Annotated in this window: 12 protein-coding genes and 1 riboswitch; of the genes, 8 read left to right on the top strand and 4 right to left on the bottom strand. The window is 69.4% G+C overall.

Features of this window, described 5'->3' with window-relative positions:
* Nucleotides 1-1,326: alpha/beta fold hydrolase (locus MBTS_RS22130; RefSeq protein WP_192216488.1), on the top strand; the 1,326-nt coding region annotated here is incomplete at its 5' end.
* A gap of 446 nt (nucleotides 1,327-1,772) precedes the next feature.
* Here the strand turns inward: MBTS_RS22130 and MBTS_RS22125 are convergent.
* Complete coding sequence (locus MBTS_RS22125; RefSeq protein WP_147833500.1) at nucleotides 1,773-2,549, bottom strand: GNAT family N-acetyltransferase; 777 nt, start codon at nucleotides 2,547-2,549, stop codon at nucleotides 1,773-1,775.
* 496 nt (nucleotides 2,550-3,045) lie between these two features.
* On the opposite strand from MBTS_RS22125, the gene MBTS_RS22120 reads away from it, so the two are divergent.
* The 7 genes from MBTS_RS22120 to MBTS_RS22090 all read left to right on the top strand — a co-directional run bounded on the left by MBTS_RS22120 (nucleotide 3,046) and on the right by MBTS_RS22090 (nucleotide 15,522).
* Nucleotides 3,046-4,113, top strand: a complete 1,068-nt coding sequence (locus MBTS_RS22120; protein ID WP_192216490.1) for a siderophore-interacting protein — start codon at nucleotides 3,046-3,048, stop codon at nucleotides 4,111-4,113.
* Between the two features lie 41 nt (nucleotides 4,114-4,154).
* Nucleotides 4,155-5,444 carry an MFS transporter gene (locus MBTS_RS22115; RefSeq protein ID WP_192216487.1) on the top strand — a complete coding sequence of 430 codons (1,290 nt, stop codon included), beginning with the start codon at nucleotides 4,155-4,157 and terminating at the stop codon, nucleotides 5,442-5,444.
* Between the two features lie 70 nt (nucleotides 5,445-5,514).
* A complete protein-coding gene (locus MBTS_RS22110; protein WP_238253969.1) occupies nucleotides 5,515-6,330 on the top strand; it encodes an ABC transporter substrate-binding protein in 816 nt (271 codons plus the stop codon).
* Nucleotides 6,323-8,341 (top strand): Fe(3+)-hydroxamate ABC transporter permease FhuB, encoded by a 2,019-nt coding sequence (fhuB, locus tag MBTS_RS22105; RefSeq protein WP_192216485.1) that lies wholly within the window; start codon nucleotides 6,323-6,325, stop codon nucleotides 8,339-8,341. Before MBTS_RS22110 ends, fhuB begins: the two co-directional genes overlap by 8 nt.
* 334 nt (nucleotides 8,342-8,675) lie before the next feature.
* Nucleotides 8,676-11,120 (top strand): TonB-dependent siderophore receptor, encoded by a 2,445-nt coding sequence (locus tag MBTS_RS22100; protein WP_244973616.1) that lies wholly within the window; start codon nucleotides 8,676-8,678, stop codon nucleotides 11,118-11,120.
* 97 nt (nucleotides 11,121-11,217) lie between these two features.
* Nucleotides 11,218-11,415: riboswitch (cobalamin riboswitch) on the top strand.
* 301 nt (nucleotides 11,416-11,716) lie between these two features.
* Complete coding sequence (locus MBTS_RS22095; RefSeq protein WP_192216484.1) at nucleotides 11,717-13,918, top strand: TonB-dependent receptor; 2,202 nt, start codon at nucleotides 11,717-11,719, stop codon at nucleotides 13,916-13,918.
* The gene (locus MBTS_RS22090; RefSeq protein ID WP_238253971.1) at nucleotides 13,912-15,522 is read left to right on the top strand and encodes a PepSY domain-containing protein; all 1,611 of its coding nucleotides are present in this window, start codon (nucleotides 13,912-13,914) and stop codon (nucleotides 15,520-15,522) included. The genes MBTS_RS22095 and MBTS_RS22090 overlap by 7 nt, the downstream gene beginning before the upstream one ends.
* A 249-nt stretch (nucleotides 15,523-15,771) precedes the next feature.
* On the opposite strand, the gene MBTS_RS22085 is transcribed toward MBTS_RS22090, so the two are convergent.
* The 3 genes from MBTS_RS22085 to MBTS_RS22075 form a co-directional block, all read right to left on the bottom strand.
* A complete protein-coding gene (locus MBTS_RS22085; protein ID WP_056141309.1) occupies nucleotides 15,772-16,218 on the bottom strand; it encodes a cupin domain-containing protein in 447 nt (148 codons plus the stop codon).
* A 107-nt stretch (nucleotides 16,219-16,325) separates the two neighbouring features.
* The gene (locus MBTS_RS22080) at nucleotides 16,326-18,359 is read right to left on the bottom strand and encodes a methyl-accepting chemotaxis protein (RefSeq protein ID WP_192216489.1); all 2,034 of its coding nucleotides are present in this window, start codon (nucleotides 18,357-18,359) and stop codon (nucleotides 16,326-16,328) included.
* 243 nt (nucleotides 18,360-18,602) lie between these two features.
* The coding region (locus MBTS_RS22075) for an aminotransferase-like domain-containing protein (RefSeq protein WP_483403779.1) at nucleotides 18,603-19,141 on the bottom strand (539 nt) is incomplete at its 5' end.

Raw genomic sequence — 19,141 nt, 5'->3', positions numbered from 1 at the left:
GTCCAGGCGGCGCTGCTGGCGCAGGAGATTGTGGCGGGCGCGGCGGCGGCTTTGCGGCAGGGTCCGGCGGGTCCGCTGCTGGTGGCCTACGTTGTCACTGCGGCCGGGGCGGAGCTCGACGCGAGCGCGCTCCGGGCCGACCTTGCCCGGCGGTTGCCGGACTACATGGTGCCGAGCCGGATCGTGGCGCTGGATCGCTTGCCGCTGACGCCCAACGGCAAGCTCGACCGGGCGGCGCTGCCGGAGCCCGCGCCGCTGGTCGAGGCGACGGGCGGTCCCTCGCGTCCGCTCACCCCCACCGAGACCGTGGTGGCCGAGATCTGGGCCAAGGCCCTCGGCCTCCCCGCCATCCCGCCCGACCGGAACTTCTTCGAGGCCGGGGCGAACTCGCTCACCGCCTTGCGCGTGCTCACCGCCCTCGGCGCGGCCTTCCCGGAGCGCAGCCCGACCATCGCCGACATCTTCAACAACCAGAGCGTCGAGACCCTGGCTGCGGCGCTCACCGCCGACGCCGTCGGCACCGCGCAGGTGGTGCGCCTGCGGGCGACGGGCGACCGCCCGATGCTCTATTGCTTCCCCGGCCTGATGGTGAACACCCGCGAATACGCGCCCCTAGTCCGCCGCCTCGGGCCGGACCAGCCTGTCACCGGCTTCGTCTGTTACTCCCTCACCGATGCGCGCAAGAGCGTGGTCTCGGTGGAAGACATCGCCGCGCGCTATGCGGAGATCATCGAGAAGGAGAGCGCCGGACGCCCCTGCACCATGCTCGGCTGGTCCTGGGGCGGCGTCCTCGCCTACGAGGCGGCGCGGATGCTGGGCTCGCGAATCGATCTCTCCTTCGTCGGCATGCTCGACGTCTGCGACATCGATGTGAGCTTCGCCGTCGGCGCCCTGCCGGTGCTAACGCCGGAGCAGCGCCGCCGCCTCCAGGAAAATGTCGCGTCCTGGCTGGAGCGCTCGCCGATGCGGGCCGATTGGGAGGACCTGTTCCGGCGCATGGACCCGGAACTCCACGAGCAGTTCCTCGCCTATGTGGCAGCCGCCCCCGATCCGCTGCCCCTTGATGGCCCAGGCGTCGGCAGCAAGGAATACGAACTCTGGACCTTCGTCGACAACACGCTGCTCTATCGCCGCTACCGGGCGGACAGGTTCGATTGCCCGATCCGCGTCTGGCTCGCCGGCAAGTCGGTAGAGCGCGGGCTGAACCATGTGGATTGGGGCCGCTACTCCAACCGGGTGGAACAGGTGACCGTGATCCCCGACGTCACCCACCGGGAGATCGTGGATTCCACGATGTTCCACGACAGTTTCGCGGCCTCGCTGTGACCGCACAAGGTCATTCGGCGTGCCTGCCGTCTCCGCGTGGGGGGCTACTGGATTCACACACCTGCTCTTTCAAGCAGACCGCGTCCCTCTCCCCCTTGTGGGACTACGATGTTCATACATCTCGCAGGATGCGCGGGTCCCCTCTCCTGGAAGGAGAGGGACAGGGAGAGGTGTGTGAGTTTTCCGGGGATGGACCACACCTCACCCCAGCCCTCTTCTTCCAGGAGAGGGAGCCCGTCGTGCCTCTGGTCGAACCCTCTTGGGAAGCGGGAACGTCCGCCGGGCGGAGGCGTGAATCCAGGAGCTTGTGGGCAGAGGTTAGGGGTGTGGATTGTACCGCCAGCCTCCGCAAACGGAGTGTCACCCGACCACCCCCACCTCCAACTCCTCCCCACAAGCTCGACGGATCTCGGGCAGGCCCGAGATCCGCCGGGGAGGCGTGTCGTCTATCGTTGCGAGCCGGCGCCCGGCGCGAACACCATCAGCGTCGGGCTCGCCGCCACGGTGAAGCCGAGGTCGGCATAGAGCCGTTCCACATGGCCGCCGGCCACGCATTGGAGCATCACCGTCTCCGCGCCGGCCTGCCGGGCGCTCGCCATCGCCGCCCGGGTGACCAGGGCGCCGAGGCCGTGCCCGCGCCGCGTCGCGAGGCTGCCGACATTGTAGAGTCCGGCAAGGCGGCCCGCCCGGTAGACCGAGGCGCAGGCCACCGGAACGTCATCTGCGCTCACGGTGAGGTGGCGCGTCTCGACCCCCTCGACGGGCCGGGCGCCACGCAGCACCGGCAGGAAGACCGCCTCGGCGATCGCATTCACGCCCACGTCGTCGTAGAGGCCGCCGCAGACCGACAGGTAGCCCTCGCCGGGAGCCGCCGCCACCTCCGTCGCGAGGGTCAGCCCCTCCGGCATGACTGGCGCCTGCACGTCCCGGCAATCGCCCAGCATCCAGCGGGTCGGGAAGGCGGCCTGCAGGTCCGGATGGGCGCTAAGCGCGTCCCCGCCCTCGGTGACGAGGAGGGCCGGGAGCCGGCCGCGCCGCGCGGAGGTCGCCCGGACCCAGGCGAGGTCGGTGGTCTCGACGCCGACGTTGAAACCCGGCTCCGGAATCGCGTTCGACCAGAGATAGCGCCCGCCATCCGGCGCGGTTTCGATGTCCGAGACGTAGCAGCCCGCCTGCATCAGGCAATGGGCATCGAGCATCTCGCGAAAATCGACATCGTTCATGCATTCTCCCGTTTCGGTTCGATGGCGGCAAGACCTGGCCCGTCCTGTTCCTGGCCAGTGTCAGGTGCCGGTCGAGTACCGATATGGGAGATCGCCCAGTTTTGTCGACATTGTGTCGATCAATATTTTGTCTTTGACAATATAACGATAAAAAGTGGGGTCGAATTTCTCTTTAGACGGAGCGTGTTCGTGCCTGTGCTGGCGGCGGGTAAAATTCTTAGCCTGCCTGTTGCGGGCGTCGCGATCACGGAGGCGGGATCGAGACATCGAATCGGTTCTTTGCCGGGTTGCGAAGACACGGCGACAAAAGCGCGGAAAGCATTCTCGATGATGGTCGTTTTTCTATCAACTATAAATAATCGATCCGGTGCGCTTCGATGAAATCAGTCACCTTGTTTTGCGTTGTGTGTCCGTCCGTCCTCGTTTACAGCCACCAGCCGATCCGCGGCCAGACTTCGCGCCGTCCCGCCATCGTGGAGAACACCCCGTGACAGCCATGGCTTCCGAAGCCCAGGTGCGCCTCGCCGATGCCGGGCGATACATCGCGGACCTGTGCGAGCATTTCCTCGAACACGACATCCCCGTGCTCCACGAGCCGGGACGCGGGCGGGTCGATTTCGATGTCGGCACCGGCACCCTCGTCGCCGCCGAGGGCCTGCTCGCCCTGAAGGCGGAGGCGACCGACGAGACCTCCCTCGCCGTCGTCAAGTTCATGCTCGCCTCGCATCTCCAGGAGCTTCCCGGCGCCACGGACGCATCCATCGTCTGGACCGGAGACGGCTGCGCCGACGAGACCATTCCGAGCCTGCGCGAAGTGCATGTGCGCCGCGTGGTCGATCTCACGCCGCATATGCGCCGGATCACCTTCGTCGGCACGGATCTGGCGCGCTACGACGCGTTCGACATGCATGTGCACGTCATCATCCCGCCCGAGGGCCACGCGCCGCAATGGCCCGTGCCGGGGATCGACGGCATCCCGGTCTGGCCGCAGGGGGAGGGCGCGCCCTCCATGCGGACCTACACGATCCGCCGCATCGACGTGGCTGCGGGCGAGATCGACATCGACTTCGTCATGCATCACGACGCCGGCCCCGGCGCCTCCTTCGCCAAGCGCGCCAAGGCCGGGGACGTGGTCGGCCTGCTCGGCCCCGGCGGCCGCAGCGCTGGCGCGGCGGAGTGGTATTGTCTCGCCGCCGACGAGACCGGCCTGCCGGCCATCGGCCGCATCCTCGGGCGGCTGCCCCGCCATGTCGGCGGGGTCGCGGTGATCGAGGTCGATGGGCCGGCCGACGAACAGGCGCTCGACCGGCCGGAGGGGGTGGAGTTGCGCTGGCTCCACCGCAACGGCGCACCGCCCGGCACGACCACGCTCCTGGCGGATGCGGTCCGGGCGATCCCGTTCCCGGAGGATCGCACGGTCTTCGCCTGGGCCGGCTCGGAATTCGACGCGTTCAAGGCCCTGCGGGCGCATTGGCGCAAGACCTGTGGCCTCACCCGTGACCAGCATCTCGCGGTCGCCTATTGGCGGCGCGGCGCCGACGAAGACGCCAAGGACGAGGATTGAAGCGTGATGTCAAAGAGCGTCATCCGAGGCGGCATGGCACCATGATGCTCGACCTGTCTCCCCTGCGGGCGAGCCGCGGGTTCCAGCTGCTCTATGCGGCGCGCGCCGCCTCGTTCCTCGCCTTCGGGGTGCTCGGCGTCGCCGTGAGCCTGCAGATGTACGCGCTCACCGCCTCGTCGCTGCAGGTGGCGTTCCTCAACGCCGCCGTCGCGGGATCGATGGCGCTGGCGCTCATCGTGGGCGGCTGGCTCGCCGACAGCTACGACCGCCGCGCGGTCATGGTCTGGTCGCGCACGGCCCATCTCCTCACCATCCTGATCCTCATGGCCAACGCCGCCCTCGCGGCCCCGATGGTCTGGCCGATCTACGCCGCGGCGGTGGTCGGCGGCTCGACCTTCGGCTTCGGCATGCCGGCGATCATGGCCGCCACCCCGGCGCTGGTCGGGCGCGAGCACCTGTCGGGCGCCGCCGCGCTCACGGCCGTCGCGGCGCAGGCGGGCGCCATCGCCGGGCCGTTCCTCGCCGGGGCGATCACCGCCGGCGCGGGGCTCGTCGCGTGCTACGGCGTCGTCGCGCTCATCTCCGGCATCACGCCGATCGTGCTCGGGTTCCTGCCCCCCTTGCCGCCGCTCGCCGGCCCCTCCGCCGGAGCGCCCCTTCCCGTTCTCGCCGCCGACGAGGCCGGCTTCATGGGGGGGCTGCGCTACATCGCCCGCTCGCCCCTGGTGCTGAGCCTGCTCCTCGTCGATCTCGTCGCCCTGGTCTTCGCCGTGCCCTACGTGCTGCTGCCCGAACTCGCGACGCACGGGCTCGGCGGAGGGCCGGACAGCATCGGCCTGCTCTATGCCGCCCCTTCGGTCGGCGCGCTCTTCGGCGCCCTGGCCTCGGGCCGGGCCGGCGCGAGCCCGTTCGCCGGGCGCTGGCTCGTCGCCTGCGTGGCGGTCTGGGCCTGTGCCTGCATCGCGCTGGGCTTCAGCGAGGGCATGGCTCCCGCCCTGTTCTGCCTTGCCACCCTCGGCGCGGCCGCGAGCCTCGCCGGCATCCTGCGCGCGGCCCTGATCCAGCGCGCGACGCCGGACGCGATGCTCGGCCGGGTGTCGAGCCTGTGGGTGCTGGAGGAGACGATCGGCCCGGCGCTCGGCGGCATGCAGGCGGGCACCACGGCCCATCTCGCCTCGGCGCGGATCGCCATGGCGGCGGGGGGCGGCCTGTGCCTCGCCGCCACCGCCGCCATCGCGGCGTTCACGCCCGCCCTGCGGGATGCGAGCCTCGCCCCGGAGGCGAAAAGGAAGGCCGACGATCTCGCCCTGGCTGCCGTCGATGCGCGCTAGACGGGCCGTTGTCGGTCTGGCGGCCTGCCTCCTCGTGCTGGCCTGTCTGCCCGCGCGCGCGGAGAAAAAGATGCCCGCCCAGCCGCGCGTCGCGGCCCTGGACTGGAGCGCCGTGGAACTGCTCCTCGGCCTCGGCATCGTGCCGGTCGCGGTGACGCAGCCAGAGAACTACAACCGCACCGTGGTGGCGCCGGCGCTCCCCGAGGGCGTGGTCGATCTCGGCCTCGTGGTGGAGCCCAATCTCGAAGTGCTGGCGAGCCTGAAGCCGGACCTCATCCTCGCCAACCCGATCCAGGTGGCGACGCAAGGGAGCTTCCTGTCGCGCATCGCCCCGACGGAGGCGGTCTCCATCGCCAATGCCGGGGGCGATCCCTACGCGCGGGCGAAGGCGGAGACCATGCGCATCGCCCTGCGTCTCGGCCGCGTCGATGAAGCCAAGGCCCTGGAAGCACGCACCGAGGCGATTCTCGACGCGGCGGCGGCGAGCGCCTGCCCGGCCGAGAGGCACCCGACCTACCTCGTCTGGATCGTCGACCACCGCAACATCGTCGTCTACGGCCGCACCAGCCTATTCCAGACCGTGCTCGACCGCCTTCGGATCCCGAATGCCTGGACCGGCGCCAGCAACGCCTCCGGCTTCACGGCGGTGGGGATCGAACAGCTCGCCACCGGCCCGGCCGATGCCCGCATCGTCCATATCGGGCCGATTCAATCCGACGCCGCCAGGGCGCTGGCCGGCAGCCGGCTCTGGCAGACGTTGCCGCCGGTGCGCGAGCATCATGTCGACGTGGTGGCCCCGGTCTGGTTCTATGGCGGCCTGCCGGCCATCGCGCGTTTCGCCGAGCTGATGACCGGTCTCGCCAAGCGGGATTGCCCCCGTGGCTGAGGTGGATCTGGCCGAGCCCCGCCTCGATGCCCTCGCGCCGCCCCGGTCGCGGATCGGCGGGACGATGCTCCTCATCGGCGCGGTGGCCCTCGTGGCCGGGCTCCTCACCCTGCGCACGCTCACCGCCGACATGGCCCTCGGCCCGGCGCTGAAGGCCCTGTGGAGTCCCGACTGGACCGACATCGCCCAGGTGATCCTGCATGAGAGCGTGCTGCCGCGGATCGTCACCGCCTGGCTGGCCGGCGGCGCCCTCGCTCTGTCGGGGGTGGTGCTGCAGCAGGTGCTGCGCAATCCCCTCGCCTCGCCCTCGACGCTGGGCATCTCGGCCGGGGCGCAGCTCGCTCTGGCCCTGGCCTCCCTGTTCGCGCCCGGCCTCTTCTCGCAAGGGCGGGAGGCGGTGGCGCTCTCGGGCTCGGCCCTGGCGGTGCTCGCGGTCTTCGCCCTCGGCCGCGCCAAGGGCTTCGCCCCCCTCGCGCTGCTGCTGGCCGGCCTCGTGATCGAGCTCTATTGCGGGGCGATCCAGACCCTCCTCGTGATCCTGCATCAGGAGCGGCTGTTCGGCCTGTTCGTCTGGGGCGCGGGCTCCCTCGCCATGAACGACTGGAGCGCCCCGGCCTATCTCGCGCCCCGCCTCGCGGTGGCCGCCATGCTGGTCGCGCTGATGGTGCGGCCCCTGTCCGTGCTGGATCTCGACGAGGCGAACGCGAAGAGCCTCGGGCTCTCCCTCGGCCGGGTCCGGTTCCTCGCCGTGGCCGTGGCGGTGGCGCTGGGCGGCTTCGTGGTGGCGGGGGTGGGCGTCATCGGCTTCGTGGGTTTCGCCGCGCCGATCCTCGTTCGGCTCACCGGCACGCGCGCCTTGCGCGACCGCCTCGTCGCCGCGCCCCTGCTCGGGGCGGCCCTGATCTGGCTCACCGATTCCGTGGTCCTGGCGCTCGCCCCCATCGCACAGGTGCCGACGGGGGCGCTGGCCTCCCTCGTCGGCGTGCCGATGCTGCTCTGGCTGCTGCCGCGCCTGCGTGGCGTCGGCGCGCTGCATCGTCCGGACGGCGGCGCCTCGGCCCGGATCGCGCGACCCTGGCGCCTGGTCCTCGTGGGAGCGGCGTCGCTGGTCCTCCTCGTCTTCGTCGCGCTGACCCTCGGCCGCGATCCCGCCGGCTGGCACTGGAGCCTCGGGGCCGGGCTCGACGCGGTGCTTCCCTGGCGCCTGCCCCGGATCGCCGCCTCGCTCGCGGCCGGCGCGATGCTGGCTATCGCCGGCACCCTGCTGCAGCGGCTCACCGGCAATCCCCTGGCGAGTCCCGAAGTGCTCGGGATCAGCTCCGGGGCCGCCCTCGGTCTCGTCGCGGTCACGATCGTCCTCGGAACGCCGGACCGGACGGCGTTGCTGGGCGCCGGCAGCCTCGGGGCGCTCGCGACCCTCCTGGCGATCCTGAGCCTCGGCCGCCGTGCAGACACCGCGCCCGAGCAGATGCTGCTGGCCGGCATCGGCCTCACCACCGGGTTCGGCGCCCTCCTCACCATCCTGATGATCAGCGGCGACCCTTCCGTGGTCATGCTGCTCGGGTGGACGGCGGGCTCCACGGCGCGGGTGGCGCCGGAGGATGCCGTGGCCGCCCTCGCCATCCTCGCCCTCGGGGCAGCATGCCTTCCCGCCCTGACCCGCTGGCTCGATCTGCTACCTCTCGGCGCTCCCACCGGCCGCTCGCTCGGGCTCGACCTTCGCCGCAGCCGCCTCGCCATCCTCGTCCTGGCGGCGATCCTCACCACCGCGGCGACCCTGGTGGCGGGGCCGTTGAGCTTCGTCGGCCTCGTGGCGCCTCAGGTGGCGCGGTTGACCGGCCTCACCCGCGCGGCGCCGCAGCTCGCGGGTGCGGCGATCGTCGGCGCGCTCATCATGGTCGCGGCGGATTTCGTCGGGCGGATGGCGTTCTTCCCTTACCAGCTGCCCGCCGGATTGGTGGCGACCCTGGTCGGCGGGCCGTTCCTGATGTGGCTCCTGGCCCGGCGCTGAGGGCGCCTCTCACAACTCTCGGTCACGGGCGGCCCTCCCTCGGAGCACGACGGCGCGGCTGGCGCTTCGTGAGAGCCGCCGAGTATTCCCGAGCGCGTTTATCCAGGCTCTAGACTCGAATTATTCCAAAGTATGAATGTGCTTCCTAGGCAACGCAGTCACAACTTCGCTCGCCGAACCGCAACTTCGCCTTGCTGTCAAAGACGCCGTATGGATTTGTCTTGCCGAGGCGCGAGCTTTGTTTTTGAATCGTTCTACGCGATGCATCGACAGAGACATCTCGCTCAGTCACGATCGAGCCCGTGCTGTATTTTCGACGATCAAGGTCTTCTGTATGTCTGATGGCATGTTGCTCTCCTCCGGCACGTTTTCTCACAAAGCCGTGAGTGGCCTGCGCTGTCTGGCCGGCGTCTCCACCGTGGCGATGCTCGCCATGGCCCCCGCCCTGTGGAGTGGGGAGGCCTTCGCCCAAGCCGCGTCGGGCGGCACGGCGGCGGTGCAGCTCGACACCTTGTCGGTGCAGGGCTCCGGCGCCGGTGTCGGCAGCGGCAGCACCAACGACAGCATCGTCGCGGCGAATTCCTACGTCGTGTCGCGCAGCTCGTCCGGCACCAAGACCAACGCCAGCCTGCGCGAAATCCCGCAATCGATCTCGGTGGTGACGCAGAAGCAACTCGAGGATCGCGGCGCACAGAACCTCGCCGACGCCCTCGCTTACACGGCCGGCGTCTTTTCTTCGCCCCAGGGCGAGGACGGCCGGTTCGACCAGCTCATCATCCGCGGCTTCGATCAGACCATCCGCGGCGTCTACCGCGACGGCATGCGCCTGCCCGTCACGAGCTTCTCCGGCTTCCCGCAGGAGCCCTACGGCGTCGAACGTATCGACGTCCTGCGCGGGCCGACTTCGGGCCTCTACGGCCTGAACGATCCGGGCGGTCTCGTGAACTTCGTCAGCAAGAAGCCCCTCGACGTGCCCCTGCGCGAGATCTACGGCTCTTACGGCACCTACAACCGCAAGCAGTTCGGCTTCGACCTGAGCGGCCCGGCCAACCCCGAGAAGACCATCCTCTACCGGATCACCGGCTTCCTGCGGAACGGCGGCACCCAGGCCGATTATGTCGACCTCGACCGGGTGTACATCGCGCCGGCCGTGACGTTCCGGCCATCTGCCGATACCAGCCTGACGCTTCTGGGCAATTACCAGAAGGATGTCTCGGGCGATAAGTACCGCCTGATCCCGCAATACTACACCAACGGGTCGAACCCGCTGAAGGCCAACCTGCGCGACCGTTTCCTCGGCGAGTCCAATTTCAGCCGTTTCAGGTCCGAGCGCGCCATGGCGGGCTACGAGTTCTCGCACCGCTTCGACAACGAATGGACCGTGCGCCAGAACCTGCGCTACGCCCATGCCAGCACCGACTACAACAGCATCTACCCGACCGGGCTGAACACCACGCTCGTCAACGGCGTCCCGACGGTGACGTCGCCCTCGCTCATCGACCGCTCGGCCCAGACCTGGCTCGAGGATTACGGTGTCTTCACCGTCGACACCCAGATCCAACACGAGCACGTGTTCGACTGGTTCAAGAATACCGCCCTGCTCGGCATCGACTACAGCAACATCAAGCATAAGAGCGATCAGAGAGGCGGCCCGACCCAGGCCTTCTTCGATCCCAACTTCCTCTTCGGCGCTCCGGCGCCAGCGCTCGTCGGCCCGATCGACGTCCTCAACCCGACCTATGGCTCGGCTGTCGCACCTCTCCAGCGGACGCTGCTGAGCCGTCTGTCGCAGGAACAGACCGGCATCTACGCGCAGGATCAGGTGAAGTTCGGCAACGGCTTCCTGTTCAGCGCCAACGCCCGCTACGATTGGGTGAAGACGAAGACCGATGTGCAGAATCCGGCGATCGACGCAGTGCGAACCTTCCTGGACGCCAACGGCATCGCCAACGGGATCCCGACCAATTTCGGGGTGAACCAGAATGCGCAATCGTACAGCGGTCGAGTGGGTCTCTCTTACCTTTTCGATAACGGCCTGACGCCGTACGTCGCTGCCGCCCGCTCGTTCAATGTCCTGCCGTTCTACATTCAGACGAGCGCACCGAGTGCCCTCGGTCCCACCATACCTGGCGCCTACTCCATTACGCCTGCAAAGCCCGAGATTGGCGAGACCATCGAGGGCGGCGTGAAGTATCAGGCGCCGGGGTCCAATAGTACCCTGCTGCTCTCGGTGTTCGACACCAAGAAGACCAATGCCCTGACCTTCGACCCGACCGATCCGCTGCAGCAGGCCTATTACCAGACCGGCGAAATCGCGGTGAAGGGCATCGAGGCCGAGGCCACGATCGAGCTCGCGGAAGGATTCCGTTTGATCAGCTCCGCCACCGCCCTCAATGCCCGAGTGACGAAGGACACGCCTCCGTCCCCTCTGATTGCCAGCGCCGTCGGAAACCGGCCGATCATGGTTCCCCAATACGTCGTCTCCAACTGGGCCGACTACACCGTACAGACCGGCCTGTTCCGTGGTCTCGGCTTCGGCTTCGGCGTCCGCTACATCGGCGACACCTTCGGCGATGCCGCCAACACGATCCGCGTGCCGGATTACTTCCTGATGGATGCGTCGATCCGCTATTCCTTCGACAACTGGCGCTTCCAGGTGGCCGCCAACAACCTCGCCGACCGGGTCTATGTCGGCACCTGCGCCCAGCTCGGCGGATATGTCGGCTGCAATTACGGCGACGGCCGCCGCATCACCGGCTCCGTCACCTACCGCTGGTAGACGACGCGCATCCGAGATGATCGGCCCCGGATCGAAAGATCCGGGGCTTTTCTTTTGGGCTGTTGCCGTGACGTCGTTGACGCGGTCTCCCGGCCTCGACTAGCTTGAGCATGACGGTTCCTCTTCGGGGGATCAAAAGGGAACGCGGTGAGGACCTTGTGTCCGATGCCGCGGCTGCCCCCGCAACTGTAAGCGGCGAGTCCTTCATCAACACGTCACTGGGTGATCACCTGGGAAGACGATGAGAGGGCGGCGACCCGCGAGCCAGGAGACCTGCCGTCAGTCGTGGTCACACGCGAAACGCATCGGGCGGGGTGTCCTGGTGGGGTGTCGGGGCGTTCGCATGTCGCGAACGCATCGGCTTCGTTCGCGGTGACGTGCCACTGCGCTGAGCTGCGCCTGCCGTCTGCCTGCGATGCCCGATCGTTCCCGTTCCTTCCGTTACAGAATCGCTCCACAGCGTGCCTTCGGCGAGACCGTCCGGTCCCGCACGCAGGCATTTTGCCCGGTTCGCTATATTGTAACGTTATAACATACGATTTAGCAGAGGGGGCGCGGCATTCGGCCAGCGATCACTCCGGTTTGCCAAAACGAACATGCCCAGACAGGTCACCCACCGCGCCCCCGGGCGGACATCCCCGGCCCGCGCCACCGCTTTCCTCGCGTCGCTCCTCGGCTCGACCCTCCTCGCCGGTCAGGTCCGGGCACAGGATTCCATCAGCCAGAATGCCGTCACCCTCGACCAGCTCACCGTGGAGGGGAGCGGGGTCGGCCTCACCCGCGCCAACCCGGTCGGGCTCAACCTCACGACATCCTCCCGCGGCGCCAGTCGCCTCGGCCTGACGCCGCTGGAGACGCCCGCCAGCATCGACGTCATCAGCGGCGAGACCGCCCGCATCCGGGGCCAGAACACGGTGGTCGAGGCGGTGACGCAGAACGCCACCGGCATCACCACCATCGCGTCGCCCGGCAACGGCAACGGCGCCTTCTCCAGCCGGGGCTTCGCCGGGCCGAATTCGATCCAGCAGCTGTATGACGGCACCCGCCTGTTCGTGGGCGCCGGCACCGTGACCTTCCCGTTCGACACCTGGAACGTGGAGCGGATCGAGGTGCTGCGCGGCCCGGCCTCCGTGCTCTACGGCGACGGCGCCATCGGCGGCGTGGTCAACGTGGTCTCGAAAAAGCCGAGCTTCACGCCGATCCATGCCGCCCGCGCCGCAACCGGGTCGGATGGGCTCGCGCGCCTCGCCGTCGATCTCGGCGGTCCCATCGGCGATGCGGTCGCCTACCGCCTCAATGTCAGCGGCAACCGCGACGGCGGCTGGACCAGCCCGAACGGGGATTTCCGCAACCTCGCGGTCTCGGGCGCGCTGCTGTTCCAGCTGAACCCCGATCTCGCGGTGACCCTCAGCCACGATCTCGGCTACCAGGAGCCCGCCCGCTACTGGGGCACGCCGCTGGTCGATGGCCGGATCGTCCAGTCCCTGCGCAACAACAACTACAATGTCGACGGCGCGAAGGTCATCTGGTCCGACAACTGGACCCAGCTCAAGACCGAGTGGACGCCGAGCGCCGACATCACCATCCGCAACACCGCCTACCGGCTGCAGAGCCGTCGCCACTGGCTCGATGTCGAGCAATACAGCTTCAATCGCGGCACGGGCCTCATCGACCGGTCCAGCTATACCGAAATCTACCACCAACAGGAGCAGGTCGGGAACCGCTTCGACGCGGCCTTCAAGGGCAACGTGTTCGGCTTCCGCAACGAGTTCGCCATCGGATTCGACGTCAACCACGTGGATTTCCGCCACACCAACAACTTCTCCAGCGCGGGCAGCAACCTCGTCACCAGCGTCGATCCGTTCAATTACGATCCCGGACAGTTTCCGGCCAATGGCCGCGCGAGCCCGGCCTATGCCACCAGCACCAACCAGGCCTCGGTCTTCGCCGAGAACCGGCTGATCCTCAGCGACCAGCTCTCCTTCCTCACCGGCGTGCGTTTCGACGCGCCGACCCTGGACCGGCGCAACCTGCAGACCGGCGACACCTTCGCGCGCTCGTTCGAGGCCCTGAGCTACCGCTTCGGCCTCGTCTACAACCCGACGCCGGATTCGGCCCTCTACGTGCAATACGCCACCGCCACCGACCCGGTGGGGAGCCTCATCAGCCTGTCGCAAGCGAACGCCAATTTCGACCTCTCCACCGGCGAGCAGATCGAGGTCGGTGCCAAGGGCCTCGCGCTGAACGGCGCCCTCGAATGGACGCTCGCCGGCTACCGCATCGTCAAGGACAAGCTGATCTCGGCGGTGCCGGGCCAGCCCAATGTCTCGACCCAGGTCGGCCGGCAATCCTCGCACGGGGTGGAGGGGGCGCTCGCCCTGCGCCTGCCCGATGGCTGGCGCATCGACGCCAACCTCGCTCTGCTCCACGCGCAATATGACGAGTTCCGGGAGGGGGCGGTGTCCTATGCGGGCAACCAGCCCATCGACGTGCCCGAGCGCGTCGCCAATGTCTGGCTCAATTGGGCCTTCGCCCGTGACTGGGAGGCCAGGATCGGGCTCCAGAATGTCGGCCGGGTCTTCAGCGACTTCTCCAATACCGCGCCACGGCCCGACTACACCCTCGCCCATCTCGGCCTCGACCATCAGGTCACCCCGGCCTCGCGCCTGAGCCTTCGCGTCTACAACCTGTTCGACACAACCTACGCCATCAGCGGCAACGCCGTGGACGGGATCGGCACCAACTGGATCCTCGGGCGACCGCGCTCGTTCGAGGTGGCCTACAGCGTCGCGTGGTGAGCCCGCTGAAACGAGGGAAGCGGTGGCTGGTCCTCGGCCATCGCTGGCTCGGCATCGCCACCGGGCTGCTCTTCGCCCTGTGGATCGGCTCCGGGCTGGTGATGCTCTACGTGCCGTTCCCGAGCCTCACGGAGACCGAGCGTCTCGCGCGTCTTCGCCCGATGGCGTGGGAGGCCGTCGCGGTGTCGCCGGACGAGGCCCTGGCCGCCGCCGGGCTGCACGGCATGCCCCGCAGCCTCGATCTGGAGATGCGCGGGGACGAGCCTTTCTACCGGATGTCGGCCAGCGACGGCCGCCGCATCACCCTCTCGGCGCGAACCGGCGCACCGGCCGGGCCGGTCGATGGCGAGGCGGCCCGGCGCCTCACCGGGGCCGGTCCCGCCGGCGCGTCCGTGGAGGAGGTCGAGCGCGACCAATGGACGGTGACGGCGCGCTACGATCCCCTGCGACCCTTCCACAAGGTCGCGTTGAACGACGCGGCCGGCACGGAGCTGTACGTCTCGGAAAGGACGGGCGAGATCGTGCTCGACACGACGCGGTTCGAGCGCGGCTGGAACTGGGTCGGCGCCGTCACCCACTGGGTCTATCTCACGCCGCTGCGCGCCCGCGCCGAGCTGTGGCGCGACGTGGTGCTGTGGCTCTCCGGAATCGCCGCGTTCACGGCGCTCAGCGGCCTCGTCCTCGGGATCTGGCGCCTGCGCTTGAGGCGGCGCTACGCGCGAGGACGCGTCACGCCCTATCGCGGGATGGCGCGATGGCACCACCTCGCCGGGCTCATCGGCGGGATCGGGCTCACCACCTTCATCCTCAGCGGCTGGCTCTCCATGAACCCGAACCGCTGGTTCACCTCCCTCGCGCCGCCCGCCCACCTGCGCGAGGCCTATGCCGGGGCGGACAGCCCAATCGGCCTCACGACCGCGAGCCTGCGGGCGATGGCCGCCCATGCGCCCCTCGGCCTGCATCTCGCGCGGATCGGCGGGCACTGGGTCGCGACGGGGCTCGACCGCACCGGCGGCCGGGTGATCGGAGACGCACCCTCGACCGCCCGGATCGCGGCGGCGGCCGGCTTCGCGATGGAGGGTGCGAGGCTGGAGAGCGTCGAGCGCCTCGACACCCACGATCTCTACTGGTCGCCGCTCACGAGCGGGACGCTCCCCATCCTGCGCCTGCGCTTCGCCGACCCGGCCGCCACCTGGCTTCACGTCGATCCGGCCAGCGGCGAGATTCTCAACCGGCTCGACCGTTCGGGCCGCGTCAACCGCTGGCTGTTCACGGCGGTCCACCGCCTCGACCTGCCAATCCTCGTCGGCCACCCGCCGGCGAGAGATGCGGCGCAATGGCTGCTGAACCTGCTCGCCGGAGCCCTCGTGACGACGGGGCTCGTCATCGGATGGCGGCGGATCGGACCGAAGGCCGGCGCGCATTCCCCTCTCCCCGCGCGCGGCGAGGCGGCAGCCGAGGGTGAGGGGGCGCGGCCGAAGGAGCCCTACCCGGAGAGACCCCCTCACCCTCGCCCTGGCGGGCTCACGTCGCCTCCCGGCAAGGGGAGGACAACGTCATCTCCCCGCCTAGCGGGGAGAGGGGGACCAGCCTCTTTTGAATAGGGACGTGACCTCAGACTGTTGGACCCGAAGGCCGGCGCGCATTCCCCTCTCCCCACGCGCGGGGAGAGGGCCGCGACGACCCCGTCGTCGGCGCGGCAAGGCGGCAGCCGACGGTGAGAGGGCGCGGCCGAAGGAGCCCTACCCGGAGAGCCCCCCTCACCCTCGCCCTGGCGGGCTCACGTCGCCTCCCGGTAAGGGGAGGACGACGTCCTCTCCCCGCCCGGCGGGGAGAGGGGAAGGGCGTGTGCCTTACTGCTGCTGGGCCTGCTGCGATTGGCGCATGAAGGTGTCGGGCGTGCCGGTGCCGTCCGAGACGAAGCGGATGTCGCGCGGTTCGCGGCGGGGCGTATCGACGGAGAGGAACACCATCGGCTCCTCCAGGATCTCCGGCACGGAATGCACCACGCCGCGCTGGAACATCACCAGCTTGCCCGGCCCGACCTCGACGGCGGGCTCGTCGGCGAACTTCATCATGCAGCGGCCGGAGAGCACGTAGAGATACTCGTCGCAGGAGGCGTGGCTGTGCGGCGGGGTGGGGGAATAGACCCGGAACACCCGGGCGCTCGCCGCCGGCTGATCGACGAACCGATGGTCGGCCACCATGGTGGAACAGGCCTCGGGCAGGGTCGCCACGGCGGCGGCGACGTCGAACACCGCATGGGCCGCGGTGCTGGAATGTGTCGGGTCCTTGTCCATCGCGCGTCCTGGGCTGTCCGTCTGATTGCCGGCGCAGAATACCCGCTTTTCGCGCCCGCCCCAACGACGATGCCGAGATGCGGGCCCAGGACGACGGGCCCGCCCCCTCAGGCGGCCCGCACGGTCGCGAGAAAGCGGGCGACGTCGGTGCCGAGGCGGTCCGACTGGCGGGACAGTTCGGCGGCGGCCGAAAGCACCTGGCTCGCCGCCGCGCCGGTCTCCTCGGAGGCCTGGGAGACGCCGCCGATGTTCGCGGTCACCTCGCTCGTTCCGCTCGAGGCTTCCGCGACGTTGCGGACGATCTCCTGGGTCGCCGCGCCCTGCTGCTCCACCGCCGCCGCGATGCTGGTCGCCACGACGTCGATTTCGCGGATGCGGGCGGTGATGTCGCCGATGGCGCTGACCGCCTCGCCGGTCGCCCCCTGGATCAGGCCGATCTGCCGGCTGATCTCGTCGGTGGCCCGCGCGGTCTGGTTGGCGAGTTCCTTGACCTCCGCGGCGACCACCGCGAAGCCGCGACCGGCCTCGCCGGCCCGCGCCGCCTCGATCGTGGCGTTGAGCGCCAGAAGATTGGTCTGGCCGGCGATCTGCGAGATCAGGACGACCACGTCGCCGATGCGGGAGACCGAGCCGTCGAGCGCCTGGACGAGGTCGGCCGTCCGGTTCGCCTCGCCGACCGCCCGGCGGGCGAGGTCGGCCGAGCCGTCGACCTGCCGGCTGATCTCGCTCACCGAGGCGCCGAGTTCCTCGGCCGCCGCCGCCACGGTGCCGACATTGGCCGCCGCCTCCTCGGCCGCCGCGGCGACGCTAGTGGATTGGGCCGCCGTCTGCGTCGCCGTGGCGCTCATGTTGCGGGCGGTAGCCTGAAGCTCGGTCGCCGAGGACGAGACCGTGGCGACGATGCCGCCCACCGCCGCTTCGAGTTCGTCGGCGAGGCTGAGCACGGCCTGCCGCTGCCGGGCCGCCACCGAGGCCGCCAGACGCTCCTGCTCGGCGCGATGCAGCCGGCGCTCGATGACGCTGTCGCGGAAGGCTTCCGCCGCCTTCGACAGTGCCCTGACCTCGTGCGGGCCGCCCTGGGGCACGGCGACATCCTCGTCCCCCCGGCCGATCGCATCGAGCACCGAGGCCATCCGGGTCAGCGGCCGGGCGATGGCGCCGCCCAGCCCGAAGGCGAGGCCCACGGAGAGCAGGAACGTGGCGAGGCCGGCGACCAGCCAGGCCAGCAGCGCGCTCTCCGCCTCCGTCCGGGTCGCGGCGGCGGCGGCGACCAGATCGGCGCTCAGGCGGTCCTCGACCCCCTTCAGGCCGTCGATCCGCTTCGTCGCGAGCTGGAACCAGAGCGGTGCGTCGCGGAAGGACAGCGTCTCGCCCAAAGCCGTGTCCAGCGCGAGCTTGCGCAGGCGCGCCGTCTCACGGGCGGCCTCGGAAGCTTCCACCGCGTCGAGCAGAGCTGCCTGGTCAGCCTCCGCTCCGGCGCGGAACCGTGCCTCGGCGGAGCTCTGTCCGCCGCCCAGGCCGGCGAGCCGGATGAGGGCCGGCTGGTCGAGGCGACCCGCCGAGAAGGCGGCGGCCCCCGCCGCGCGCTCCTGGCCCGCCTGCTCCTTCAGGGTGAGGAAGGCCGAATAGGCCGAGGCCCGCCCCGCGATGGCGGCATTGCCGACGAGACCCGCCATTTCGCGGACGACGGCGAGCCCTTCCGAGACCAGTCCGGTATAGAAGGCGGCGGCTTGCGGCCCGGTCAGTTCCAGCGCGTCGATGCGGCGGCGCTGGTCTGCCAGCCTGGCTAGATCCTGTTCGAGCGCCTGCCGGTGGCGTCCGAAGGCCGGATCGTCCAGGGCCGCTTTCAGGTCGCGGATGCCGGCATCGGTCCGGCCGCGCTGGGCCGCGAGTTCGGGCGCGAACTGGCTCCCCTTCGAGCCGATGAACAGGCTCGACGCGCCGCGCTCGCGCTGGATTTCGTGCAGGAAGGCGCTGATCCGCGTGGCGAGGTCGGCCAGCGCCTCGACGCGGATCATCTCGTTGCGCTGCGTCGCCCGGTCGGAGACCGCGATCGCCGTCACGGCTCCGAAGGCCAGACACGGTGCCAGGGCGACCGCAACGATGCGGGCGCGGAGTGTATTGAACCATTTGAAAGACATGCCGGTACCCTGATCGGCCACGATGGTTCGATCCTCTCGGCGAGAACGCATAAAGAATATTTAAAAATGTTATGAAATCGAGGGCTGAGTGCGGTCGATGGTTTGGAGAGCCACACGTGCAAGCCTCCAAGTCGCACGACTGATCCACTCCCCCTTTGTGAGGGACGATTTCCTGCAAAAGATGCTTGGCGGATGGCTTCCCGGCCGGATGTCGATCGTCTCGGGAAAAGGCCGACACCGTCGTCAGGCCTTCCCTCCTCTCGGCTTCAGCGCCTCGGCCATCCGTCTCACCGCCGGTATGACGGCACGCTCCGGCACGCAGGCATAGCCGAGAAGCAGCCCCTGCTCGGCTCGCGCCGGATCGGCGAAATGCGGCGAGAGCGCCGTGGTGGCGATGCCGGCACGCGCGCAGGCTTCCACGGCGAGGCGATCGTCGAAATCCGTTCCGGGGACGGGGCGGGCCACCAGATGCATGCCGCCGTCGCGGGGCGGCACCTCCAGCACATCGCCGAGATGGTCGCGCATCGCCGCCGCGAGGGCCGCCTGTCGCTGCCCGTAGAGACGCCGCGTCCGGCGCAGATGGGCGGCGAAATGGCCCTCCGCGATGAAGCGGGCGAGCGCGCCCTGCCCGAGGATCGAGGCGAAGCCGCCGCTACCCGTGAGGGCGCGGCGCACGGGTTCCACGAGGGCCTCCGGCAGGACGAGGTAGCTCATCTGCAGGGCGGGCAGGAGCACCTTGGAGACGCTGCCGACATAGAGAACGCGCCCGGCCCGGTCGAGGG

Origin of the sequence: Methylobacterium bullatum (assembly GCF_014845095.1) — a bacterium.
Classification (GTDB): domain Bacteria; phylum Pseudomonadota; class Alphaproteobacteria; order Rhizobiales; family Beijerinckiaceae; genus Methylobacterium; species Methylobacterium bullatum.
Note: the sequence above shows the minus strand (reverse complement) of the source record. Positions and strands in the feature narration are given on the sequence as shown.

What these genes read in the sequence shown, in the direction of transcription:
- MBTS_RS22085 (WP_056141309.1), bottom strand. Translation starts at nt 16,218, where the DNA reads ATGGACAAGGACCCGACACATTCCAGCACCGCGGCCCATGCGGTGTTC.
- MBTS_RS22120 (WP_192216490.1), top strand. Translation starts at nt 3,046, where the DNA reads ATGGCTTCCGAAGCCCAGGTGCGCCTCGCCGATGCCGGGCGATACATC.
- MBTS_RS22080 (WP_192216489.1), bottom strand. Translation starts at nt 18,359, where the DNA reads ATGTCTTTCAAATGGTTCAATACACTCCGCGCCCGCATCGTTGCGGTC.
- MBTS_RS22100 (WP_244973616.1), top strand. Translation starts at nt 8,676, where the DNA reads ATGTCTGATGGCATGTTGCTCTCCTCCGGCACGTTTTCTCACAAAGCC.
- MBTS_RS22125 (WP_147833500.1), bottom strand. Translation starts at nt 2,549, where the DNA reads ATGAACGATGTCGATTTTCGCGAGATGCTCGATGCCCATTGCCTGATG.
- MBTS_RS22110 (WP_238253969.1), top strand. Translation starts at nt 5,515, where the DNA reads ATGCCCGCCCAGCCGCGCGTCGCGGCCCTGGACTGGAGCGCCGTGGAA.
- MBTS_RS22115 (WP_192216487.1), top strand. Translation starts at nt 4,155, where the DNA reads ATGATGCTCGACCTGTCTCCCCTGCGGGCGAGCCGCGGGTTCCAGCTG.
- MBTS_RS22095 (WP_192216484.1), top strand. Translation starts at nt 11,717, where the DNA reads ATGCCCAGACAGGTCACCCACCGCGCCCCCGGGCGGACATCCCCGGCC.